This window comes from Leclercia sp. UBA7405 (assembly GCF_037152215.1).
Taxonomy (GTDB): domain Bacteria; phylum Pseudomonadota; class Gammaproteobacteria; order Enterobacterales; family Enterobacteriaceae; genus Enterobacter; species Enterobacter pneumoniae.
On record NZ_JBBCMR010000001.1, the window covers coordinates 686,425 to 709,857 of the forward strand.

Below are 23,433 nucleotides of genomic sequence, written 5' to 3' on the forward strand. Positions count from 1 at the left end.
CTGTACACCCGCTCGACTTCAAGCTGCATGTGCATTGGCTGCGCTTGCTTGCCGCCTTCGCGCAGCTTGAATTATCCAGGGTCTATTACTGTGACCGCAGGCTGTGGTTACTTTTTCCTCTTTTAATTCGATAAGCACAGGATAAGCATGCTCGATCCCAATCTGCTGCGTAATGAGCCAGACGCAGTCGCTGAAAAACTGGCACGCCGGGGCTTTAAGCTGGATGTAGATAAGCTGCGCGCTCTTGAAGAGCGTCGTAAAGTTCTGCAGGTACAAACTGAAAATCTGCAGGCTGAACGCAACTCTCGATCGAAATCCATCGGCCAGGCGAAAGCGCGCGGGGAAGACATTGAGCCATTACGCCTGGAAGTGAACAAACTGGGTGAAGAGCTGGATCAGGCGAAAGCTGAACTGGACGTTCTTCAGACCGAAATTCGTGATATTGCCCTGGCTATCCCGAACATTCCTGACGACAGCGTCCCTGTCGGCAAAGACGAAAATGACAACGTTGAAGTGAAACGCTGGGGTACGCCTCGCGAGTTCGACTTTGAGGTTCGCGATCATGTGACCTTAGGCGAGATGCACGCGGGGCTGGATTTTGCCGCTGCGGTTAAGCTGACCGGTTCTCGTTTTGTGGTGATGAAAGGTCAAATCGCACATCTGCACCGCGCGCTGGCGCAGTTCATGCTGGATCTGCACACAGAACAGCACGGCTATAGCGAAACCTACGTTCCGTATCTGGTAAACCACGATACGCTGTACGGTACAGGTCAGCTGCCGAAGTTTGCGGGCGATCTGTTCCATACCCGTCCGCTGGACGAAGAGGCTGATAGCAGCAACTACGCGCTGATCCCAACCGCAGAAGTGCCGCTGACTAACCTGGTGCGCGACGAAATCATCGATGAGGACGATCTGCCGATTAAGCTGACCGCTCACTCACCGTGCTTCCGTTCTGAAGCGGGCTCCTACGGTCGTGATACTCGCGGTCTGATCCGTATGCACCAGTTCGACAAAGTGGAGATGGTGCAGATTGTGCGTCCTGAAAACTCCATGGATGCGCTGGAAGAGATGACCGGCCACGCTGAAAAAGTGCTGGAGCTGCTGGGCCTGCCGTACCGTCGTATGGCGCTCTGTACCGGTGATATGGGCTTTGGTGCGTGTAAAACCTTCGACCTCGAAGTGTGGGTGCCGGCGCAAAATACCTATCGCGAAATCTCATCCTGCTCCAACGTCTGGGATTTCCAGGCGCGCCGCATGCAGGCACGCTGCCGCAGCAAGTCTGACAAGAAAACCCGTCTGGTACACACCCTGAACGGTTCTGGTCTGGCTGTGGGACGTACGCTGGTTGCAGTGCTGGAAAACTACCAGCAGGCCGATGGCCGCATCGAAATCCCTGAAGTGCTGCGTCCTTACATGAAAGGCCAGCAGTTCATCGGTTGATTTGCTTTCAAGCATAAAAAGCGCCTACGGGCGCTTTTTTTATCCCCTTGTTTTGACTCGACGCAATAACCCCTCCCTCTAAAGTAGTAATACTTCCCTGCAGATTTGCCAGCACAAAATACTGCTAAAGGGCTAATCTCGTTATTTATATAAGTATATAGCGGTAACTACCGCACTCTCTTTCTTTGTGAGCAACCAGAGCGAATAGCTATGAAAATCAAAGCGCCAGAGGCTTTGCTGACAGCGGAAGTCAGTCGTCGTGGGTTAATGAAAACTACGGCGGTTGGCGGTCTGGCTGTGGCAAGTAGCGCGATCACACTCCCTTTTACCCGTCTGGCATCAGCCGCGAATGCGCTGGCGCCCGCAGGTGTAAATGAAAAGGTAGTCTGGAGCGCATGTACTGTTAACTGCGGCAGTCGCTGTCCACTGCGCATGCACGTTGTTGATGGCGAGATCAAATACGTCGAGACCGATAATACGGGCGATGATAACTACGAAGGGCTGCATCAGGTACGCGCCTGTCTGCGCGGCCGCTCAATGCGTCGTCGGGTCTATAACCCGGATCGACTCAGGTATCCGATGAAGCGTGTGGGGAAACGTGGCGAAGGCAAATTTGAGCGTATCAGCTGGGAAGAGGCGTTCGATACCATCGCTGGCAATATGCAGCGCTTAATCAAAGAGTACGGTAACGAATCGATCTATCTGAATTACGGTACAGGTACGTTAGGCGGTACCTTAACGCGCTCCTGGCCGCCGGGTAAGACGCTTATTGCCCGTCTGATGAACTGCTGCGGCGGATACCTGAACCACTATGGTGACTACTCTACCGCCCAGATTGCCGCCGGTCTGAACTATACCTATGGCGGCTGGGCCGATGGCAATAGCCCGTCCGATATCGAAAATAGCCAGTTGGTCGTGCTGTTCGGTAATAACCCCGGTGAAACACGCATGAGCGGCGGCGGGGTCACTTACTATGTAGAGCAGGCCCGCGAAAAATCCAGTGCGCGGATGATCATCATTGACCCGCGCTATACCGATACTGGCGCAGGGCGTGAGGATGAGTGGATCCCTATCCGTCCAGGCACCGATGCCGCGCTGATCTCGGCGCTGGCATGGGTGATGATCACGGAAAACCTCGTTGATCAGCCTTTCCTCGACAAATATTGCGTGGGATACGATGAAACCACGCTGCCTGCAGGCGCACCGGCTAATGGCCATTACAAAGCCTGGATTCTGGGCCATGGCAATGACGGTATCGCCAAAACGCCGGCCTGGGCCTCTGCGATTACCGGCATTCCACAAGAACGGATCGTCAAGCTGGCGCGTGAAATCGCGGGGGCGAAACCGGCCTTTATTTCACAGGGGTGGGGGCCGCAGCGCCATGCCAACGGCGAGCTGGTCTCCCGTGCCATTGCCATGCTGGCGATCCTGACCGGTAACGTAGGGATCCACGGCGGCAACAGCGGGGCGCGAGAAGGCTCTTACTCCCTCCCGTTTGAGCGGATGCCAACCCTTGAAAACCCGGTGCAGACCAGTATCTCCATGTTTATGTGGACCGATGCCATCGAGCGCGGCCCGGAAATGACCGCCACGCGCGACGGCGTACGCGGTAAAGATAAGCTGGATGTGCCGATTAAAATGATCTGGAACTATGCCGGTAACTGCCTCATTAACCAGCACTCGCAGATCAACCGCACCCATGAAATCCTCCAGGATGACAAAAAATGCGAGCTGATTGTGGTCATTGACTGCCACATGACCTCATCTGCGAAGTATGCCGATATCCTGCTGCCGGACTGCACCGCATCTGAGCAGATGGATTTCGCACTGGATGCCTCATGCGGCAACATGGCCTACGTCATCTTTGCCGATCAGGCCATCAAGCCGCGCTTCGAATGCAAAACCATCTATGAGATGACCACCGAGCTGGCGAAGCGCATGGGCGTGGCGCAACAGTTCACCGAGGGGCGGACTCAGGAAGGGTGGATGCGACATCTTTATGAGCAATCCCGCGAGGCGATCCCGGATCTGCTTCCTTTTGACGAATTTCGTAAGCAAGGCATCTTCAAACAACGCGATCCGCAAGGACACCACGTGGCTTATAAAGCCTTCCGCGCCGACCCCGTAGCCAATCCGCTGACCACACCGTCCGGCAAAATTGAGATCTACTCTGCGCAGCTGGCTGAGATAGCGGCCACCTGGGAGCTTGAAAAAGGCGACGTGATTGATCCGCTTCCGGTTTATAGCCCGGGCTTTGAAAACTATGACGACCCGCAGAGCAAGGATTATCCGCTGCAATTAACCGGGTTCCACTATAAAGCGCGTACTCACTCAACCTATGGCAATGTCGATGTATTAAAGGCGGCCTGCCGCCAGGAGATATGGATCAATCCGCTCGATGCGCAAAAGCGAGGCATTAAAAATGGCGATCGCGTGCGCATCTACAACGGTCGCGGTGAAGTGCATATCGAGGCCAAAGTGACGCCCCGCATCTTGCCTGGCGTGGTCGCGTTAGGGGAGGGGGCCTGGTACAACCCGGATGCTAACCGCGTCGATCAGGCGGGCTGCATCAATGTGCTTACGACGCAGCGGCCTTCACCGTTGGCAAAGGGCAACCCATCACACAGTAACCTGGTCCAGGTTGAGAAGGCATAAGGAGTAGCCGATGACCACTCAGTATGGATTTTATATTGACTCCAGCCGCTGCACCGGGTGCAAAACCTGCGAGCTGGCCTGTAAAGATTACAAAGATCTGACCCCGGATGTGAGCTTCCGTCGCATTTACGAATACGCAGGCGGCGACTGGCAGGAGGATAACGGCGTCTGGCAGCATAACGTCTTTGCCTACTATCTGTCGATTGCCTGTAACCACTGCGAAGACCCGGCCTGCACCAAAGTCTGCCCGAGCGGCGCCATGCACAAGCGGGAAGACGGCTTTGTGGTGGTTAACGAAGAGGTCTGCATTGGCTGCCGTTATTGCCATATGGCCTGCCCGTACGGCGCGCCACAGTACAATGCCGCCAAAGGCCACATGACCAAATGCGATGGCTGTTACGATCGCGTGGCAGAGGGCAAAAAGCCGGTCTGCGTGGAGTCCTGCCCGCTGCGTGCACTGGACTTCGGCCCGATCGACGAGCTGCGGCAGAAACACGGCAAGCTGGCAGCCGTTGCGCCGCTGCCGTCGGCGCACTTTACGAAACCAAGTATTGTCATTAAACCCAATGCCAACAGCCGACCGACAGGTGATACCACCGGCTATCTGGCCAATCCGAAGGAGGTGTGAGATGGGAAGCGGATGGCATGAATGGCCGTTAATGATCTTCACGGTGTTTGGGCAGTGCGTGGTGGGAGGCTTTATTGTCCTCTCATTGGCGCTGTTAAAAGGGTCGTTGCGGGCAGATAAACAGCAACGGCTGATAGGCACCATGTTTGGGCTATGGGTGCTAATGGGAATCGGTTTTATCGCCTCTACCCTGCACCTGGGTTCGCCGATGCGGGCATTCAACTCCCTGAATCGTATTGGTGATTCGGCACTCAGCAACGAAATTGCCAGCGGCGCACTCTTTTTTGCGGTTGGCGGGCTTGGCTGGCTGCTGGCGATGGTGAAAAAACTGCCTGCGGGCCTGCGTACACTGTGGTTGATCGTCACCATGGTGCTCGGCGTGATCTTCGTCTGGATGATGGTGCGGGTCTATAACACCATCGACACGGTACCGACGTGGTACAGCGTCTGGACGCCACTGAGCTTCTTCCTGACCCTGTTTATTGGCGGGCCGCTGCTGGGTTATCTGTTACTGCGTATAGCGAATGTTGACGGCTGGGCAATGCGTCTGCTGCCAGTCGTCACGCTCATTGCGTTGACGGTAAGCGTGGTGGTGGCGCTGATGCAGGGGGCAGAGCTGGCGACTATCCATAGCGCAATCCAGCAGGCCTCGTCGCTGGTACCGGCATACGGTTCCCTGATGGCCTGGCGGGTGGTGGTTCTGGTCGCCGCGCTGGTGTGTTGGATTGTGCCACAACTGAAAGGGAATCAGCCTGCGCTGCCGCTTCTCTCACTGGCTTTTATACTGGTGTTGGTTGGTGAAATGATTGGCCGTGGCGTCTTTTATGGTCTGCATATGACGGTGGGTATGGCTGTCGCAAGTTAACGCGTTTTTTTGTTATATCAAGCCGGGCCGTCGTGCCCGGCTTTCTCTTTTTTCTTCATGAAATTTTTCAACTGAGCGTTTCGCTTGCAATAAACATTAAATCAATAAAAACAGTGGGATGAATTCTGCTGAGTGCGCCACATTGCTTAGCAGGATTAGTTTTATCAATCGACGTCGAACAAATCGTGCGAGGCCCTGAAACCAGTGGATTGACTTTGTTTTTACCAGTGGCATGATGCGCACGAAATCTATACTTCCTCACGGTTTTTAATTCATGTCCACCTATACCCGGCCAGTGCTGTTACTGCTCTGCGGCCTTCTTTTGTTGACGCTGGCGATTGCGGTGTTAAATACCCTCGTCCCGCTTTGGCTCGCCCATGAAAACTTACCGACCTGGCAGGTGGGTATGGTTAGCTCGTCTTTCTTTACGGGCAACCTGCTTGGCACCTTAATGACGGGAAGCCTGATCAAACGTTTTGGTTTTAACCGTAGCTATTATGTGGCGTCGCTGATATTTGCCGTGGGATGTGCCGGATTAGGGCTGATGGTGGGCTTCTGGAGCTGGATGGTCTGGCGTTTTATTGCGGGCGTGGGCTGCGCGATGATCTGGGTGGTCGTGGAAAGTGCGCTGATGTGCAGCGGAACCTCCCGCAACCGTGGGCGTCTGCTGGCTGCCTATATGATGGTTTACTACATCGGTACCGTGCTGGGACAGTTAATGGTCAGCAAATTCCCGACCGACTTGATGAGCGTGCTGCCGTGGGTCACCGGCATGGTGCTGGCGGCGATCCTGCCTCTGCTCTTTACGCGCATTGTGAACCAACATAGCGAACATCAGGAAGCCACGCACGTCTGGCCGATGCTGAGATTGCGTCAGGCGCGTCTGGGCGTTAATGGATGTATTATTTCCGGCATTGTACTGGGTTCACTCTATGGCCTGATGCCGCTTTATCTGAATCACCAGGGCGTCAGCGATTCCGGAATTGGCTTCTGGATGGCGGTGATGGTCAGTGCCGGCATCGTCGGGCAGTGGCCTGTCGGCCGCCTTGCCGACCGTTTTGGTCGCCTGCTGGTTTTGCGCGTACAGGTATTCGTGGTGATCATGGGTTGTCTGGCGATGCTTAGCAACGCGGCGATGGCGCCCGCGCTATTTATTTTAGGCGCAGCGGGCTTTACGCTCTATCCGGTAGCGATGGCCTGGGCCTGCGAGAAAGTAGAACATCATCAGCTGGTCGCAATGAACCAGGCGCTGCTGCTGAGCTACACGATTGGCAGTTTGTTGGGGCCCACCTTTACTGCCATGCTGATGCAGAACTATTCCGACAATTTGTTGTTCATCATGATTGCCAGCGTGTCGTTTATCTATCTGTTGATGTTGCTGCGCAAAGCGGGCAAGCATCCAACCCCGGTTGCACATGCCTGATTAAATAAAAGCCTGTCCATGACAGGCTTTTTTGTCCTCATCACATATCAGAGTTTTACGCATTGTTTGTTTATTACGCCAGGTAATAATTCACACGAGTACTACCACAATAAGGCAGCAATCATGTCTTCTCGTCGTTTTACCACTACAGCGCTGGCGATAGTGTTGTCCTTAAGCTTTGCAACCGTACCTGCGATGGCTAATCCGGGAAATGGAAATGGCCACGGTAACGGGCAGGGTAATAGCGGCAATCATGGCAACGGCAATGCCAATAAAGGTAATGCTGGCAACCCGGACCATAAACAAAAAAACGGTCATCAGAACCACGGCAAATCAAATAAAAGCGTCAGGGATGATGTCGATGCCCGCGTCAGCTACGATCATGCCCGGCATCTGGCGTTGAATTACGGCTTAACGGGGTATGATTCACTGCCGCCGGGGATTGCGAAAAACCTTGCGCGCGGCAAACCTCTGCCTCCGGGCATCGCGAAAAAAGCCGTTCCGGCGTCGATGCTGGGGCAATTACCCTCTTATCCGGGCTATGAATGGCGCGTGGTCGGGAAGGATCTGGTCTTAATTGCGCTGAGTACGGCGATCGTGACCACCATTATTAATGGCGTCTTTGACAAATAAATAATACGCCCGGTGAATACCGGGCGTATTTGTTAATACATGACCTTATGACCGTACTGCTCAAGAATGCCTTTTACGCGTTCCATGGTCTCTTTCTTCGGCGGCTTAACGCCGTCCAGCTTATACTCTTCGCCCATTGCCACCCATTTGTGTTTTCCCAACTCGTGGTATGGCAGCAGCTCAATTTTTTCGACATTACCCATATCGCGGGTAAATTCTCCCAGACGATGGGCAGAATCGTCATCGTCTGACCAGCCTGGCACCACGACGTAGCGGATCCAGGTTTTGATGCCTTTGCCGGAGATGTATTTCGCAAACTCCAGGGTACGATGGTTCGACACGCCAACCAGGTTCTGGTGTATCTCATCGTTCATCTGTTTGAGATCGAGCATCACCAGGTCGGTCACTTCCAGCAGTTCATCAATAACGGGATCGTAACGACGCACAAAGCCATTAGTATCGAGGCAAGTATGGATGCCTTCTTCGTGGCAGGCGCGGAACCAGTCGCGGACAAACTCTGCCTGCAGGATGGCTTCGCCTCCTGATGCCGTCACGCCGCCGCCGGAAGCATTCATAAAGTGGCGGTAGGTTACCACCTCTTTCATCAGCTCTTCGACTGTAACTTCTTTACCACCGTGCGTATCCCAGGTATCACGGTTATGGCAGTACAGGCAGCGCATCAGGCAGCCCTGGAAAAAGGTGATAAAACGGATGCCCGGGCCATCGACGGTGCCACAGGACTCAAAGGAGTGAATGCGACCAATAGTTGACATTGCGGTGATATCTCCAGCTTCGGCCCGTCCGGGGCCTGTTATGTGCACAGCTCGTGCTGACTGTGTCGAGTCTATTTTGGCTGTTATCCATCAAGTATAGATAGCGGGCAAAAGAGACTGTTGCGGGGAGGTGTTAAAAAGGCCCCACTTGCGTGGAGCCTTTATTGTACGCGCTTTACCGCGTGATTTCAGTCAATTCCCGTTACATGGATTGAGTGAAAGTACGGGTAATGACGTCTTTCTGCTGTTCTTTAGTCAGCGAGTTGAAACGTACTGCGTAGCCAGATACACGGATGGTCAACTGAGGATATTTCTCAGGATGTTCCATCGCATCGAGCAGCATTTCACGGTTCATGACGTTCACGTTCAGGTGCTGACCACCTTCGATGGACGCTTCGTGGTGGAAGTAACCATCCATCAGGCCTGCCAGGTTGGTCTTACGCACTTCGTCGTCTTTACCCAGCGCGTTTGGCACGATGGAGAAGGTGTAAGAGATACCATCTTTCGCGTAGGCAAACGGCAGTTTAGCAACGGAGGTCAGAGAGGCAACGGCACCTTTCTGGTCGCGACCGTGCATTGGGTTAGCACCTGGGCCGAATGGCGCGCCAGCACGACGACCATCTGGGGTGTTACCAGTTTTCTTACCATACACAACGTTAGAAGTGATGGTCAGAACAGACTGGGTCGGGATAGCGTTACGGTAAGTAGTGAGTTTCTGAATTTTCTTCATGAAACGTTCTACCAGGTCAACCGCCATGTCATCAACGCGTGCGTCGTTGTTACCAAACTGCGGGTATTCGCCTTCGATTTCGAAGTCGATAGCCAGACCGTCTTCGTCACGAATTGGTTTAACTTTCGCATATTTGATAGCAGACAGGGAGTCAGCCGCAACGGACAGACCTGCGATACCACATGCCATGGTGCGAACAACGTCACGGTCGTGCAGCGCCATCAGAGAGGCTTCGTAGCTGTACTTGTCGTGCATGTAGTGGATAACGTTCAGTGCAGTCACATACTGCTTAGCCAGCCAGTCCATGAAGTGATCCATGCGGTCCATGACTTCGTCATAGTTCAGCACGTCGCCTTTGATTGGCTCAGACTTAGGACCTACCTGCATTTTCAGTTTTTCATCAACGCCGCCGTTGATTGCGTACAGCATGGTTTTCGCCAGGTTTGCACGCGCACCGAAGAACTGCATTTGCTTACCAACAACCATTGGGCTTACGCAGCAAGCGATAGCGTAGTCATCGTTGTTGAAGTCAGGGCGCATCAGGTCATCGTTCTCGTACTGCAGAGAAGAGGTATCGATGGACACTTTAGCGGCGAATTTCTTGAAGTTCAGAGGCAGTTTTTCAGACCACAGAACGGTGATGTTCGGCTCCGGAGAAGGACCCATGGTGTACAGGGTGTTCAGGAAGCGGAAGCTGTTTTTGGTTACCAGCGTACGACCGTCAACGCCCATACCGCCGATAGATTCGGTTGCCCAAATTGGGTCACCAGAGAACAGTTCGTCGTACTCAGGGGTACGCAGGAAGCGAACCATACGCAGTTTCATGACCAGGTGGTCAATCATTTCCTGAGCGTCTTGTTCGGTGATTTTGCCCGCTTTCAGGTCACGTTCAATGTACGCATCCAGGAAGGTGGATACGCGACCGAAGGACATTGCGGCACCGTTCTGAGACTTAACGGCGGCCAGGTAGCCGAAGTAGGTCCACTGGATAGCTTCCTGAGCGTTAGTTGCAGGACCAGAGATATCGCAGCCGTATTTCGCTGCCATCTCTTTAATCTGACCCAGCGCACGATGCTGTTCAGCAATCTCTTCACGCAGACGGATAGTCGCTTCCAGGTTTACGCCGTTTTCCAGGTCAGACTGCAGGGACAGGAACTGGGAGTATTTGTCTTTCAGCAGGAAGTCGATACCGTACAGCGCAACGCGACGGTAATCACCGATGATACGGCCACGGCCATACGCATCTGGCAGACCAGTCAGAACGCCAGATTTACGGCAGTTCAGAATATCTTTGGTGTAAACATCGAATACACCCTGGTTGTGGGTTTTGCGGTATTCGGTGAAGATTTTTTTCAGCATTGGGTCCAGCTCGCGGTTATACGCTTTGCAGGAACCTTCAACCATTTTGATACCACCGAACGGGATAATCGCACGTTTCAGTGGGGCTTCAGTTTGCAGACCAACGATTTTCTCAAGGGCTTTGTTGATGTAGCCAGCATCGTGAGAAGTGATGGTGGAAGCAACGGAGGTGTCAAAATCAACTGGCGCGTGAGTGCGGTTTTCCAGTTTAACGCCTTCCATTACGCTGTCCCACAGCTTGGTGGTCGCATCAGTTGCGCCAGCCAGGAAGGATTCGTCACCTTCATACGGGGTGTAGTTTTTCTGAATAAAGTCACGGACATTGACTTCATTCTGCCAGTCACCTTTCGCAAAACCTTCCCAGGCTGTGGCTAACTTTTCATTAAGCTCGGACATGTAACACCTACCTTCTTAAGTGGATTTTTTATTTACTGCCTGAGACATCATCAATGATGATTATCGCCACGCAGGTAAATGACCCAGTATGTCAACCCGACCAGCAGACCCCCACCGATAATGTTCCCGATAGTGACAGGGATCAGGTTATCTGTGATGAAATTCATAATAGTCAGGTGAGAGAAACTTTCCGGGGAAGAACCGATAGCGGTCCAGAACTCCGGGCTTGCAAAATTACGGATGACGATGCCCATCGGGATCATAAACATGTTTGCAATACTGTGCTCAAAGCCGCTGGCGACAAACATGGCGACAGGCAGAACCATAATCATGGCTTTGTCCATCAGGCTACGGCCGGAGTAGCTCATCCAGACCGCCAGGCAGACCATCAGGTTTGCAAGGATACCCAGCGCCACGGCTTCAATAAATGTATGGTGCATTTTGTGGTCAGCGGTCTGCAGGACATTTAGCCCCCATCCGCCGTTGGCTGTCATATATTCACCCGACAACCACATCAACAGTACAAACAGCAGGCAGCCAATGAGGTTGCCGATGTAAACGTTGACCCAGTTTTTCGCTAACTGCCCCCAGGTAATCTTACCGCTCGCTTTGGCGACAACGATCAACACCGTGGAGGTAAAGAGGTCGGCGCCGCAAATGACGCAAAGAATCAGACCCAGCGAGAAGCAAATGCCGCCAATCAGTTTCGCGATACCAAAGGGCATAGCGGCGGTGCCGGTGGTAGCAGTGATGTAGAAAACGAAGGCTATGGAGATGAACACACCGGCAGTAATCGCCAGGAAAAACGTGGTCATCGGCTGTTTCGTTGCTTTATAGACACCCGCTTCTTCGGCAACTTTCGCCATGGCAGCTGGGAGTAAAAGATCAAAAGGGTTGTCAGCTTTCACACTAACTCTCTCTTTATTAAGTCGGCGACGAGATACTAACAAAGCATTATAGAAGAGAAATTGATATAGATCATATCTCGCCTGGCTTATAGGCCCGCACTCTGCATGGTTTTACAGCAAAAGCGGAGTAAGTATTTGATTATCCGTATAAAAATAAATTTTAAAAGTTATAAAATGATTTGATTTTTTTCTTTGGCCGTCCTCCATAACAGTTAATTATAATGGAGTATTTACTATAAAAAGTTACAACAATAACCAGGTCGCTATTATTATAGTTACCGTTATTTAACTTTATTATTACAATTAAACTTGATTGCCTTATAAATAAAAAACGGGGCAATTAAATTGCCCCGTAATATAACGTAGGCGACGGAATACGCCTACTCTCTATAATGCTATTTGCGGTTATTTTGCCCAGTAAGCGCTTTTGGCTTTCTGCAGTTTCTCGTAGGCTTTTAACAGCGACTGATGCGCCGGGAAGGCTTTCAAATCGCTGTCCACTGCCTGCAGGCCGTAGAACGGTGCCTCACCACTCAGGGCTGCACTGGCAGCCTCAACGGCGTCTGCGCCATACATACGAACGAAGGCGTGTAGATACTGCAGCGGCTCACGCTCTTCTTCCTGAGAGAGCAGCAGCAAGGTCTGCAGGCAACGGTAGTAGTTCGCACGCTCAGCCGAGAAAATAGAGCCGTTGAACTCAATGGTCCATTCAACCCAGGTCAGAGCCTGCTCCAGATCGCCGCCCGCCAGGGCCAGCATTGCCTTTAGCTCACCGATGCGCAGGGTGTACCAGCCGTTGTCTTTACCGGTTGCCAGCCCCAGCAATTCACGTACGCGAGTAAAATCGTCATTACCTTCGTCATCGAGTTGGGTGATGAGGTTGAGATAATCATCTTTTTCCCAACGGCTTTCCGGGAGGGAGAGCAGGGTTTCGCGCAGATGCGTGCCCATGGTGTTATTGGCCAACCACAGATCTTCAACCGGATAGATATCAGACATGCCCGGCGCAAGAATACGGCAAGCATAGACACCCAGATGTTCGTAATCGGCGATATACACTTCCTGATCTTCTTCACGGAAGATAGCCATCAGCGTGGCGAATTCCTCTTCGGTGGTGCCGGAGAAGCTCCAGTCCACGAACGGGTAATCTGCATCCTGCTTGAACATATCCCAGGAGATCAGACCGCTGGAATCGATAAAGTGGGTTTCAAGGTTAGCGTGTTCAGCGACTTCTTCGTCGTCAAAGGTGGGTGGCGTAAAGACGTCGAGATCTTTCAGACCGCGGCCCTGCAGCAACTCGGTAACCGTACGCTCAAGCGCTACGCCGAAGTCTGGGTGCGCGCCAAAGGAGGCAAAGCAGGTCCCGTTGGCCGGGTTAAACAGGACCACACAGATAACCGGGTATTTACCGCCCAGCGAGCCGTCATATGCGAAAATAGGGAAACCTTCGGCTTCCAGTTTAGCAATGGATTCCACCACGCCCGGGTAACGCGCAAGAACCTCGCTCGGGATCTCCGGCAGGCTGATTGATTCGGCGATAATGCGGTTTTTGATATGACGCTCAAACACTTCAGACAGACCCTGCACACGCGCTTCGTTGCGGGTGTTACCGGCGGACATACCGTTAGAGACATACAGGTTGCCAACGATATTCATTGGAATGTAGACGGTCTGTTCGTCGGACTGACGGGTAAACGGCAGGGCACAAATCCCACGCTCGTCATTACCGGATTGCAGATCCACCAGCATGCTGGCGGTCAGTTCGTTGTCCAGATCGTAAAACGCGCGCAGACGATCGTCCAGAATACCTTCCGGCAGCTCGTCATCTTCGGTCAGCGGGAACCACTTCTCGTTCGGATAGTGCACAAACGGGCCGTTGGCAATGGTGTCGCCCAGCCAGAAATCCGCAAAGAAATAGTTGGTGGAGAGACGCTCAAAGTACTCACCCAGCGCAGAAGCCAGGGCCGCTTTTTTCGTGGCGCCTTTACCGTTAGTAAAGCACAGGGCACAGTCTTTATCGCGAATATGCACGGACCAGACGTGAGGTACAGGGTTCAGCCAGGACGCTTCTTCAATATTAAAGCCCAGATCGGTCAGTTTTTGCTGGAAGCGTGCGATGGAATCTTCCAGAGCGGCGTCTTTGCCGGGGATAAAGGTTTGGGTCATGATTAGTCAGTTGTTGATGGCAGGATGCGCAATAATACGGCTTTTAAGGAAGGATGGCTATTAACGGGAGAGTGTCAGGGCATGGGGTGACCACATACCCTGGAAGATTAAAGAATAGGGGCGCAGATACTCACGATCATTGCGGCACCCGACAGACTGGTCCCAACAATTCCGGCCGCCATAACGGCGAAGCCAATGCCCAGCGTAAAGGGCCCGGCGATAGCGCCAAGCACAATAGTGGGAATAAACGCCCCCAGACCAAGGCCGGCCGGTAGAGATAGCAGCCCAAAGCCACCACTGACGACGCAGATTTCGTCACAGGTTAATTCACGCATAAAAAATCCTTTTCAATGAGTTTTGATTTCCAGACGAAAGATTTTAGGGAACAGGCATACCGGGAGTAAATCCCGCGATTGGGAGCAACGTCTGAAATCAGAAGAAATCAGATTTGATTTAGCCCCTGAGCAGCGCAGTCAGGCGGCGGAAAGCGGAACCTGAGCTATGCTTACAGGGAGTAACTTACTGTAAAGGAACAACAAAAATGAAAGCGTTCGATCTCCAACGGATGGCATTCGATAAAGTCCCTCCTGAATTTTTAGGCGAAGTTGCGCTGCGTAGCCTCTATACCTTTGTTTTGGTGTTTCTATTTCTCAAAATAACCGGTCGACGCGGCGTGCGTCAGATGTCGCTTTTCGAAGTGTTAATCATTTTAACCCTGGGCTCCGCGGCCGGAGACGTCGCGTTTTATGACGACGTGCCGATGGTGCCCGTGTTTATTGTTTTTGTGTCACTTGCCTTGCTCTACCGACTGGTGATGTGGCTGATGTCTAAAAGTGAAAAGCTGGAAGACCTGCTGGAAGGGAAGCCGGTCGTTATCATTGAAGAGGGGCAACTGGCCTGGGAAAAAGTGCAAAGCGCGAATATGACGGAGTTTGAGTTCTTTATGGAGCTACGTCTCAACAGCGTTGAACAACTGGGCCAGGTCCGACTGGCTATTATGGAAACCAATGGGCAGATCAGCGTCTATTACTACCCCGATGACGAGGTCAGGCCCGGCCTGTGTATCTTGCCGGATATGCTGATTGACCGTTTTAAGACCGTACCTGAGAGCGGGCAGTATGCCTGCATAAAGTGTAGCCATGTCGTGTCTATGCAGGCAGGCGATCATATGTTATGCCCGCGCTGTACCAATCCAGAATGGACGAAGGTTAGCCGGGCCAAACGGCTCGCCTGACAGCCAATTTGTCGGTTTTGTGACAGGGCGGTGGTAGATTGTATTGTGTGACCTGCGCCACATTTCCAGGGTCATAAGTTTTAGACATTGCGGCGCGTGTCACTGAATGATAAAACCGATATCCACAGTTATAACTTATTGCTTTAAGCGTGGTGAGGGGAAATGGCTCAGGTCTTTAATTTCAGTTCAGGTCCGGCAATGTTACCGGCAGAGGTACTTAAGCAAGCTCAGCAAGAGCTGGTTGACTGGCAGGGTCTCGGTACGTCGGTGATGGAGATTAGCCACCGTGGTAAAGAGTTTATCCAGGTGGCGGAAGAGGCAGAAAAGGATTTTCGCGATCTGCTGAATATTCCCTCGAACTACAAAGTATTGTTCTGCCACGGCGGGGGACGCGGTCAATTTGCTGGCGTTCCGCTGAATATTCTCGGTGACAAAACCACGGCAGATTACGTGGATGCGGGCTACTGGGCGGCAAGCGCAGTAAAAGAAGCGCACAAATATTGTACGCCGAACGTTATCGACGCCAAAGTCACCGTCGACGGACTGCGCGCTGTGAAGCCAATGCGCGAATGGCAGCTTTCTGATAACGCCGCATATCTGCACTACTGCCCGAATGAAACCATCGACGGTATTGCCATTGATGAGACCCCGGACTTCGGTAAAGATGTTGTCGTTGCCGCCGATTTCTCCTCCACTATCCTTTCCGCGCCGCTCGATATCAGCCGCTTCGGTGTTATCTACGCTGGCGCGCAGAAGAACATCGGCCCGGCGGGTTTGACTATCGTCATCGTACGTGAGGATCTGTTGGGTAAAGCCCATACAGCTTGCCCATCCATTCTGGACTACACCGTGTTGAACGATAACGACTCTATGTTCAACACCCCGCCAACCTTTGCCTGGTATCTCTCCGGTCTGGTCTTCAAGTGGCTCAAGCAAAATGGCGGTGTGGCGCAGATGGATAAAATCAATCAGCAGAAAGCTGAACTGCTTTATGGCACCATCGATAAGAGCGACTTTTACCGCAACGATGTGGCTAAAGCCAACCGCTCCCGCATGAACGTCCCGTTCCAGCTGGCGGATAGCAATCTGGACAAAGTGTTCCTGGAGGAGTCCTTCGCTGCGGGTCTGCATGCGTTGAAAGGCCACCGCGTCGTCGGCGGAATGCGCGCCTCTATTTATAACGCGATGCCGCTGGAAGGCGTGAAGGCCCTGACCGATTTCATGATCGACTTCGAACGTCGTCACGGTTAATCGCGCTGTTTTCACCCCCGCAGCATCGCTGCGGGGTTTTTATTATGTTGAGTTGAGAGTTAAGTTTCATGGAATCCCTGACGTTACAACCTATCGCGCGAGTAGACGGCACCATCAATCTGCCGGGTTCAAAGAGTGTTTCGAACCGCGCCCTGTTGCTGGCAGCGCTGGCAAATGGCACGACAGTCCTGACCAACCTGCTGGATAGCGATGACGTACGTCATATGCTCAATGCGTTACAAGCGTTGGGCGTTCACTACACGCTCTCTGACGATCGAACCCGTTGTGAAGTTACTGGCAACGGTGGGGCGCTGCGCGCTGCAGAAGAGCTCGAGTTGTTCCTGGGTAACGCCGGCACCGCTATGCGCCCCCTGGCCGCAGCCCTGTGTCTGGGTAACAGCAATATCGTGCTGACGGGCGAACCGCGCATGAAAGAGCGTCCGATTGGTCATCTGGTGGATGCCCTGCGTCAGGGCGGCGCGAAAATTGACTATCTGGAGCAGGAAAACTATCCACCACTGCGCCTGCGCGGAGGCTTCACCGGCGGTCATGTTGAGGTAGATGGCAGCGTTTCCAGCCAGTTCTTAACGGCACTGCTGATGACCGCGCCGCTGGCACCGCAGGACACCGTGATTACCATCAAAGGCGATCTGGTCTCTAAGCCCTATATCGATATCACGCTGCATCTGATGCAAACCTTCGGCATTGAGGTGGAAAACCACGCTTATCAGCGCTTCGTAGTGCGCGGTGCACAGCAGTATCAATCGCCGGGCCACTATCTTGTTGAGGGCGATGCCTCTTCCGCCTCCTATTTCCTGGCCGCGGGGGCAATTAAGGGCGGTACCGTTAAAGTAACCGGCATTGGCCGTAATAGTGTGCAAGGCGATATCCGCTTTGCAGACGTTCTGGAGAAGATGGGCGCCACGGTGACCTGGGGGGAGGACTTCATCTCCTGTACGCGTGGCGAACTCAACGCCATCGACATGGACATGAACCATATCCCGGATGCGGCGATGACCATTGCGACGGCAGCGCTTTTCGCAAAAGGGACCACCACGCTGCGTAACATCTATAACTGGCGTGTGAAAGAGACCGACCGTCTGTTTGCAATGGCAACCGAGCTGCGCAAAGTGGGCGCAGAGGTAGAAGAGGGCGAAGACTACATCCGCGTCACACCGCCGGCACAACTGCAGGTGGCTGAAATCGGCACCTATAACGATCACCGCATGGCGATGTGTTTCTCGCTGGTGGCGCTCTCGGATACCCCGGTGACCATTCTCGATCCGAAATGTACCGCGAAAACCTTCCCGGACTACTTCGAACAGCTTGCGCGCATCAGTACGCTGGCGTAATCATCCTTTGCCGCATCATCGGATGCGGCATTTCCTTACGTTTCCTGACCCACACTCCCGCGCATTTCTTCTACACTCTGCTTCATTAATTTCGTTATTTGCACGCAAAGGTAACAGTTGCGCAAGATGACGCGTATAATGCGCGGCGTTTATATGAACGGTATGCCTTATTTAAGGAGAAAACGATGACGGCAGTTGCCCCGGTAATCACCATTGATGGGCCAAGTGGCGCAGGGAAAGGTACGCTGTGCAAAGCAATGGCGGAAGCATTGCAATGGCATCTTTTAGATTCGGGAGCAATCTATCGCGTACTGGCTTTGGCTGCGCTGCACCACCATGTGGATGTCGCGTCTGAAGAGGCACTGGTCCCGCTGGCTGCGCATCTGGATGTTCGTTTTGTCTCGACCGACGGCAACCTTGAAGTCATTCTCGAAGGTGAAGACGTGAGCGGTGAAATCCGCACCCAGGAAGTGGCCAATGCGGCTTCGCAGGTTGCCGCCTTCCCGCGCGTACGTGAAGCCTTGTTACGACGCCAGCGTGCATTCCGTGAAACACCCGGTTTGATCGCCGACGGTCGCGACATGGGAACCGTGGTTTTCCCTGATGCGCCTGTGAAAATTTTCCTTGATGCCTCATCGGAAGAGCGAGCGCAACGCCGCATGCTTCAGTTGCAGGAGAAGGGGTTTAGTGTTAACTTTGATCGCCTTTTATCCGAGATAAAAGAACGTGATGACCGCGATCGTAACCGCGCCGTCGCGCCACTTGTTCCTGCAGAAGATGCGTTAGTGCTGGACTCTACCAGTTTAACTATTGAGCAAGTGATTGAAAAAGCGCTACAATATGCGCGCCAGAAATTGGCTCTCGCGTAATCGCGACCGATTTAGTAGTACCCCCGCTGCAATGGATTGACGGCGGGTATGTGAAACAACCCCATCCGGCACGGAGCCAGGTGGACGTTAATATTAACCTGAAGATTAAACATGACTGAATCTTTTGCTCAACTATTTGAAGAATCCTTAAAAACAATCGAAACCCGTCCGGGTTCCATCGTTCGCGGTGTTGTTGTTGCTATTGACAAAGACGTAGTACTGGTTGACGCCGGTCTGAAATCTGAGTCCGCCATTCCGGCTGAGCAGTTCAAAAACGCCCAGGGCGAGCTGGAAATCCAGGTCGGTGACGAAGTTGACGTTGCACTGGACGCAGTAGAAGACGGCTTCGGCGAAACCCTGCTGTCTCGTGAGAAAGCTAAACGTCACGAAGCATGGATCACCCTGGAAAAAGCTTACGAAGAAGCTGAAACTGTGGTCGGTGTTATCAACGGCAAAGTTAAAGGTGGCTTCACTGTTGAGCTGAATGGTATTCGTGCGTTCCTGCCAGGTTCACTGGTAGACGTTCGTCCAGTCCGTGACACCCTGCACCTCGAAGGCAAAGAGCTTGAGTTCAAAGTAATCAAGCTGGACCAGAAGCGTAACAACGTTGTTGTATCCCGTCGTGCCGTTATCGAATCCGAAAACAGCGCAGAACGCGATCAGCTGCTGGAAAACCTGCAGGAAGGCATGGAAGTCAAAGGTATCGTTAAGAACCTCACTGACTACGGCGCATTCGTTGACCTGGGCGGCGTTGATGGCCTGCTGCACATCACCGACATGGCGTGGAAACGCGTTAAGCACCCAAGCGAAATCGTGAACGTGGGCGACGAAATCACTGTTAAAGTGCTGAAGTTCGACCGCGAGCGTACTCGTGTATCCCTCGGCCTGAAACAGCTGGGCGAAGATCCATGGGTAGCTATCGCTAAGCGTTACCCAGAAGGTACTAAACTGACTGGTCGCGTTACCAACCTGACCGACTACGGCTGCTTCGTTGAAATCGAAGAAGGCGTTGAAGGCCTGGTGCACGTTTCCGAAATGGACTGGACCAACAAAAACATCCACCCATCCAAAGTTGTTAACGTTGGTGATGTAGTGGAAGTGATGGTTCTGGATATCGACGAAGAACGTCGTCGTATCTCCCTGGGCCTGAAGCAGTGCAAAAACAACCCATGGCAGCAGTTCGCGGAAACCCACAACAAGGGTGACCGTGTTGAAGGTAAAATCAAGTCTATCACTGACTTCGGTATCTTCATCGGCCTGGACGGCGGCATCGATGGCCTGGTTCACCTGTCTGACATCTCCTGGAACGTTGCAGGCGAAGAAGCAGTACGTGAATTCAAGAAAGGCGACGAAATCGCTGCAGTTGTTCTGCAGGTTGACGCAGAGCGTGAGCGTATCTCCCTGGGCGTTAAGCAGCTGGCAGAAGATCCGTTCAACAACTGGGTTGCACTGAACAAGAAAGGCGCAATCGTAAACGGTAAAGTAACTGCAGTTGACGCTAAAGGCGCAACCGTAGAACTGGCTGACGGCGTTGAAGGTTACCTGCGCGCTTCCGAAGCTTCCCGTGACCGCGTTGAAGATGCAACTCTGGTTCTGAGCGTTGGCGATGACGTTGAAGCTAAGTTCACCGGTGTTGACCGTAAGAACCGTGCAATCAGCCTGTCTGTTCGTGCTAAAGACGAAGCTGATGAGAAAGATGCAATCGCAACTGTTAACAAACAGGAAGATGCAAACTTCTCTAACAACGCAATGGCTGAAGCTTTCAAAGCAGCTAAAGGCGAGTAATTCAAGTAATCCGATTCCTTTGAGCTATAACGCAGTTACAGCTCTAAGGATAACGAGTCTACTTGACAGATTGCAGGATTCGTCCTGTAATCAATAACAAAGGGCGGCTACGGCCGCCCTTGTTTAATAAGCTGTTCAGCTAATAGGTTTGAAGGAACCGGAGGAATCATGACCAAGTCAGAATTGATCGAAAGACTTGCCAGCCAGCAATCACACATCCCTGCAAAAGCTGTCGAAGATGCAGTGAAAGAGATGCTTGAGCATATGGCCTCGACTCTGGCACAGGGCGAGCGCATTGAAATCCGCGGTTTCGGAAGTTTTTCACTGCACTATCGTGCACCACGCACCGGGCGTAACCCGAAGACTGGCGATAAAGTAGAGCTGGAAGGTAAATACGTTCCGCACTTCAAGCCGGGTAAAGAATTGCGCGATCGCGCCAATATTTATGGCGACTGATTCTGCCCTGCTGGCGTGAATGAGTTGTTGAAGAAAAGCACCTGCGGGTGCTTTTTTTTCGTCTTAAATTCCTCTTCCTGAAAGAACCGCGCAATTTTTAGTGCAACCTTGCAATCATCTTGAAAACTTTTCGTACGCGCTTCCTTATTCATCTTAAGCCATATGACCAGGACTGAATGACCGGGCACACTCCCTGCTAACAGGGAGGTGGAAATGAGTCTGACTGCACTATCAACATGCGTCATCCTGGCGATCGTGCCATTGCTATGGCTGCCTGCGTTGCCAGATTTACATGTTATTCAGGCTATCGCCTTCGCAGGGGCCATCGGTGCCTGGTGTCGCTATCGGCCTGTGCGGTTGACCGGCTTCTGGCTTCTCTTTATGGCCTGGGGGCTGCTTGCCGGGCAGGCGATAGTCTGGCCGATGACCCACCTGACCAAAGGCCGGCAGGAGGCCGAGGTCATTCTTACCGCCAGCGATGGTGACACTACGCACCGGGCGAAAATTATCCGCATCAATGGTCAACGCGTCTCACCTGCCGTCGGGGTGAAGCTCTATAGTCAGGCGCTTCCCCAGGCCGGGTGTGCAGGGCAACGCTGGCGCATGACGCTCGCCTTGCGTCCAGTGCATGGACAGCTCAATGAAGGGGGTTTTGACGCGCAGCGCCATGCCCTGTCACAACATTTACCGTTGACCGGGCGTTTCACGCACGCCCAGCTGCTGGATGCCCGATGCAGTCTGCGTGCCCGCTATCTCGCCTCTCTGAGTGCGACGCTGGAGCCATATCAATGGGGATCCGTCATGCTGGGATTAGGCATGGGGGAGCGGCTGACGGTCAAGCCAGAAGTAAATGACCTGATGCGGGAAACCGGTACATCCCATCTGATGGCGATTTCTGGATTACATATTGCGCTGGCCGCATCAGCTCTCTGGCTTTTGGTGCGTGCTTTCCAGTTTTTTATCCCTGTACATCGAATAGGCTGGCGAAGCCCGCTGGTGGCCGGTTTTTGCTTTGCTACATTTTACGCGGGGCTGACCGGTATGCAGCCTCCTGCGCTGCGTACCGTGGTATCGCTGGCGGTTTGCCTCGCCTTACAACTCAGCGGGCGACGCTGGTCATCATGGCAGGTATGGCGGGTTTGCATAGCCGCGATCCTGTTTGTCGATCCGCTGGCTGTGCTCTCTCATAGCCTGCTGCTTTCCGCCTTTGCGGTAGCGGCGCTTATCTTCTGGTTTCAGTGGTTGCCCGTGACGAATAGGAGGTTACCCCGGGGAGTGCAGTCCATTGCGAACTTGCTGCATCTACAGTTGGGAATGCTGTTTTTACTACTGCCCCTGCAGGTTGCGTTGTTTCATGGATTCAGCCTTTCTTCGCTGGCGGCGAACCTGGTTGCCGTACCGCTGGTCACTTTTGTGGCGGTACCGCTCATTTTGCTGGGAATGTTTTGCCATCTTGTGGCCCTGAGCATGGTTGAAAATGGGCTGTGGATGGTCACTGATGCCGTACTTGATCTGCTGTTCAGGTTTTTGAAAATTCTGCCCAATGGCTGGATTGGGGTAGACAATCGGTGGACTGGGTTGGCACTCCTTCCCTGGCTTGCGCTTATCGGCTGGCGGATGCGCGTCTGGAAGAGCTCGCCGGTACTTGGTCTGGTGGTCATCATTGTGTTCACGTTCCCGTTTTGGCGAGCCAGGCACGATAACAGCTGGGCACTGCATATGTTGGATGTTGGACAAGGACTGGCTATGGTCATTGAACGTCAGGGCAGGGCGGTGCTTTATGACACAGGCCCGGCGTGGCCGGGGGGAGACAGCGCTCAACTGCACATTATTCCCTGGCTACGCTGGCATCATTTATATCCTGACGGCGTTATTCTCAGTCACGATCATCTGGATCACGCCGGAGGCCTGAACACCTTGCGCAAAACCTGGCCAGATATGTGGGTTCGTAGTCCGCTGCGTCAGGAAGACCATATGCCCTGTTTTCGCGGTGAACGCTGGCAATGGCAGGGGCTGAGCTTTACCGCACACTGGCCTGTCGATGCCGTTCGCTGGCGCGGAAATAATCGCTCCTGCGTGGTGAAAGTGGATGACGGGGTACACAGCGTATTATTAACAGGCGATATTGAAGCTGAGGCGGAAAAGGCGATGCTGAGTCACCACTGGCAATATCTTCCGTCTACACTTATCCAGGTGCCTCACCACGGGAGCAATACCTCCTCAACGCTGCCTTTGATACAGCGCGTTAATGGGCATATCGCACTGGTCTCTGCTTCACGATTTAACGCCTGGCGCTTGCCGTCGGTGAAAGTGGCAAATCGCTATCGTAAGGAGGGTTATCAGTGGGTCACTACGCCCCAGAGCGGGCAAATCACGGTGACGTTTACACCGCAAGCGTGGCAAATCCAACGTTTACGATATCAATATTTCCGTCGTTGGTATCATCAGTGGTTTGGCGTGCCCGGCGATAACGGGTAGAATATGCGGCTATTTCAACAAATGCTGGTTTT

18 protein-coding genes are annotated in these 23,433 nt (G+C 53.0%); 13 read left to right on the forward strand and 5 right to left on the reverse strand.

Translation table 11 applies throughout. The annotated features are described in order from the left end of the window. The first annotated feature begins 147 nt into the window (after nucleotides 1-147). The 6 genes from serS to WFN75_RS03325 all read left to right on the forward strand — a co-directional run bounded on the left by serS (nucleotide 148) and on the right by WFN75_RS03325 (nucleotide 7,644). On the forward strand, nucleotides 148-1,440 hold the full coding sequence (gene serS / locus WFN75_RS03300; RefSeq protein ID WP_040076342.1) for a serine--tRNA ligase: 1,293 nt from the start codon (nucleotides 148-150) through the stop codon (nucleotides 1,438-1,440). A 210-nt stretch (nucleotides 1,441-1,650) separates the two neighbouring features. Continuing rightward, nucleotides 1,651-4,095 (forward strand): dimethylsulfoxide reductase subunit A, encoded by a 2,445-nt coding sequence (gene dmsA / locus WFN75_RS03305; protein ID WP_336995617.1) that lies wholly within the window; start codon nucleotides 1,651-1,653, stop codon nucleotides 4,093-4,095. Nucleotides 4,096-4,105: 10 nt separating this feature from the next. Further along, nucleotides 4,106-4,723: a DMSO/selenate family reductase complex B subunit gene (locus WFN75_RS03310; protein WP_327061698.1), complete on the forward strand. Its 618-nt coding sequence runs from the start codon at nucleotides 4,106-4,108 to the stop codon at nucleotides 4,721-4,723. Between the two features lies 1 nt (nucleotide 4,724). Next, complete coding sequence (locus WFN75_RS03315) at nucleotides 4,725-5,588, forward strand: dimethyl sulfoxide reductase anchor subunit family protein (RefSeq protein WP_327061699.1); 864 nt, start codon at nucleotides 4,725-4,727, stop codon at nucleotides 5,586-5,588. Between the two features lie 274 nt (nucleotides 5,589-5,862). Then, entirely contained in the window at nucleotides 5,863-7,011 is a 1,149-nt protein-coding gene (locus WFN75_RS03320) for an MFS transporter (RefSeq protein WP_046887192.1), read from the forward strand. Nucleotides 7,012-7,134: 123 nt separating this feature from the next. Continuing rightward, complete coding sequence (locus tag WFN75_RS03325; protein WP_263616804.1) at nucleotides 7,135-7,644, forward strand: anti-virulence regulator CigR family protein; 510 nt, start codon at nucleotides 7,135-7,137, stop codon at nucleotides 7,642-7,644. 32 nt (nucleotides 7,645-7,676) lie between these two features. Here WFN75_RS03325 and pflA read toward each other — a convergent pair whose 3' ends face one another. The 5 genes from pflA to WFN75_RS03350 form a co-directional block, all read right to left on the reverse strand. Beyond that, on the reverse strand, nucleotides 7,677-8,417 hold the full coding sequence (gene pflA, locus WFN75_RS03330) for a pyruvate formate lyase 1-activating protein (protein WP_040076337.1): 741 nt from the start codon (nucleotides 8,415-8,417) through the stop codon (nucleotides 7,677-7,679). Between the two features lie 202 nt (nucleotides 8,418-8,619). Next, nucleotides 8,620-10,902 (reverse strand): formate C-acetyltransferase, encoded by a 2,283-nt coding sequence (pflB, locus tag WFN75_RS03335; RefSeq protein ID WP_046887190.1) that lies wholly within the window; start codon nucleotides 10,900-10,902, stop codon nucleotides 8,620-8,622. 50 nt (nucleotides 10,903-10,952) lie between these two features. Next, entirely contained in the window at nucleotides 10,953-11,810 is an 858-nt protein-coding gene (gene focA / locus WFN75_RS03340; protein ID WP_046887189.1) for a formate transporter FocA, read from the reverse strand. A 405-nt stretch (nucleotides 11,811-12,215) separates the two neighbouring features. Beyond that, on the reverse strand, nucleotides 12,216-13,976 hold the full coding sequence (ycaO, locus tag WFN75_RS03345; protein WP_212477500.1) for a 30S ribosomal protein S12 methylthiotransferase accessory factor YcaO: 1,761 nt from the start codon (nucleotides 13,974-13,976) through the stop codon (nucleotides 12,216-12,218). 107 nt (nucleotides 13,977-14,083) lie between these two features. Then, nucleotides 14,084-14,311, reverse strand: a complete 228-nt coding sequence (locus tag WFN75_RS03350) for a hypothetical protein (protein WP_207293363.1) — start codon at nucleotides 14,309-14,311, stop codon at nucleotides 14,084-14,086. A gap of 206 nt (nucleotides 14,312-14,517) precedes the next feature. Between WFN75_RS03350 and WFN75_RS03355 the strand changes: the two genes are divergently transcribed. The 7 genes from WFN75_RS03355 to WFN75_RS03385 all read left to right on the forward strand — a co-directional run bounded on the left by WFN75_RS03355 (nucleotide 14,518) and on the right by WFN75_RS03385 (nucleotide 23,401). Beyond that, complete coding sequence (locus WFN75_RS03355; RefSeq protein WP_263616805.1) at nucleotides 14,518-15,210, forward strand: DUF421 domain-containing protein; 693 nt, start codon at nucleotides 14,518-14,520, stop codon at nucleotides 15,208-15,210. Nucleotides 15,211-15,372: 162 nt separating this feature from the next. Then, a complete protein-coding gene (serC, locus tag WFN75_RS03360) occupies nucleotides 15,373-16,461 on the forward strand; it encodes a 3-phosphoserine/phosphohydroxythreonine transaminase (protein ID WP_040076331.1) in 1,089 nt (362 codons plus the stop codon). Between the two features lie 68 nt (nucleotides 16,462-16,529). Beyond that, on the forward strand, nucleotides 16,530-17,813 hold the full coding sequence (gene aroA, locus WFN75_RS03365) for a 3-phosphoshikimate 1-carboxyvinyltransferase (RefSeq protein ID WP_046887185.1): 1,284 nt from the start codon (nucleotides 16,530-16,532) through the stop codon (nucleotides 17,811-17,813). A gap of 185 nt (nucleotides 17,814-17,998) precedes the next feature. Further along, nucleotides 17,999-18,682, forward strand: coding sequence for a (d)CMP kinase (gene cmk / locus WFN75_RS03370; protein ID WP_040076329.1), 684 nt, complete (start codon nucleotides 17,999-18,001; stop codon nucleotides 18,680-18,682). 111 nt (nucleotides 18,683-18,793) lie between these two features. Continuing rightward, nucleotides 18,794-20,467, forward strand: a complete 1,674-nt coding sequence (gene rpsA, locus WFN75_RS03375; protein ID WP_006174462.1) for a 30S ribosomal protein S1 — start codon at nucleotides 18,794-18,796, stop codon at nucleotides 20,465-20,467. A gap of 168 nt (nucleotides 20,468-20,635) precedes the next feature. Beyond that, nucleotides 20,636-20,923: an integration host factor subunit beta gene (gene ihfB / locus WFN75_RS03380; RefSeq protein ID WP_040076328.1), complete on the forward strand. Its 288-nt coding sequence runs from the start codon at nucleotides 20,636-20,638 to the stop codon at nucleotides 20,921-20,923. Nucleotides 20,924-21,136: 213 nt separating this feature from the next. Then, on the forward strand, nucleotides 21,137-23,401 hold the full coding sequence (locus WFN75_RS03385) for a ComEC family protein (protein WP_336995618.1): 2,265 nt from the start codon (nucleotides 21,137-21,139) through the stop codon (nucleotides 23,399-23,401). Nucleotides 23,402-23,433: the final 32 nt, after the last annotated feature.

Excerpts from the sequence above, each read along its gene's own strand:
- WFN75_RS03355 (WP_263616805.1), top strand. The coding sequence starts at position 14,518 with ATGAAAGCGTTCGATCTCCAACGGATGGCATTCGATAAAGTCCCTCCT.
- serS (WP_040076342.1), top strand. The coding sequence starts at position 148 with ATGCTCGATCCCAATCTGCTGCGTAATGAGCCAGACGCAGTCGCTGAA.
- ycaO (WP_212477500.1), bottom strand. The coding sequence starts at position 13,976 with ATGACCCAAACCTTTATCCCCGGCAAAGACGCCGCTCTGGAAGATTCC.
- pflA (WP_040076337.1), bottom strand. The coding sequence starts at position 8,417 with ATGTCAACTATTGGTCGCATTCACTCCTTTGAGTCCTGTGGCACCGTC.
- WFN75_RS03385 (WP_336995618.1), top strand. The coding sequence starts at position 21,137 with ATGAGTCTGACTGCACTATCAACATGCGTCATCCTGGCGATCGTGCCA.
- dmsA (WP_336995617.1), top strand. The coding sequence starts at position 1,651 with ATGAAAATCAAAGCGCCAGAGGCTTTGCTGACAGCGGAAGTCAGTCGT.
- WFN75_RS03325 (WP_263616804.1), top strand. The coding sequence starts at position 7,135 with ATGTCTTCTCGTCGTTTTACCACTACAGCGCTGGCGATAGTGTTGTCC.
- pflB (WP_046887190.1), bottom strand. The coding sequence starts at position 10,902 with ATGTCCGAGCTTAATGAAAAGTTAGCCACAGCCTGGGAAGGTTTTGCG.
- WFN75_RS03310 (WP_327061698.1), top strand. The coding sequence starts at position 4,106 with ATGACCACTCAGTATGGATTTTATATTGACTCCAGCCGCTGCACCGGG.
- cmk (WP_040076329.1), top strand. The coding sequence starts at position 17,999 with ATGACGGCAGTTGCCCCGGTAATCACCATTGATGGGCCAAGTGGCGCA.
- WFN75_RS03315 (WP_327061699.1), top strand. The coding sequence starts at position 4,725 with ATGGGAAGCGGATGGCATGAATGGCCGTTAATGATCTTCACGGTGTTT.
- aroA (WP_046887185.1), top strand. The coding sequence starts at position 16,530 with ATGGAATCCCTGACGTTACAACCTATCGCGCGAGTAGACGGCACCATC.
- serC (WP_040076331.1), top strand. The coding sequence starts at position 15,373 with ATGGCTCAGGTCTTTAATTTCAGTTCAGGTCCGGCAATGTTACCGGCA.
- ihfB (WP_040076328.1), top strand. The coding sequence starts at position 20,636 with ATGACCAAGTCAGAATTGATCGAAAGACTTGCCAGCCAGCAATCACAC.
- WFN75_RS03320 (WP_046887192.1), top strand. The coding sequence starts at position 5,863 with ATGTCCACCTATACCCGGCCAGTGCTGTTACTGCTCTGCGGCCTTCTT.
- WFN75_RS03350 (WP_207293363.1), bottom strand. The coding sequence starts at position 14,311 with ATGCGTGAATTAACCTGTGACGAAATCTGCGTCGTCAGTGGTGGCTTT.
- rpsA (WP_006174462.1), top strand. The coding sequence starts at position 18,794 with ATGACTGAATCTTTTGCTCAACTATTTGAAGAATCCTTAAAAACAATC.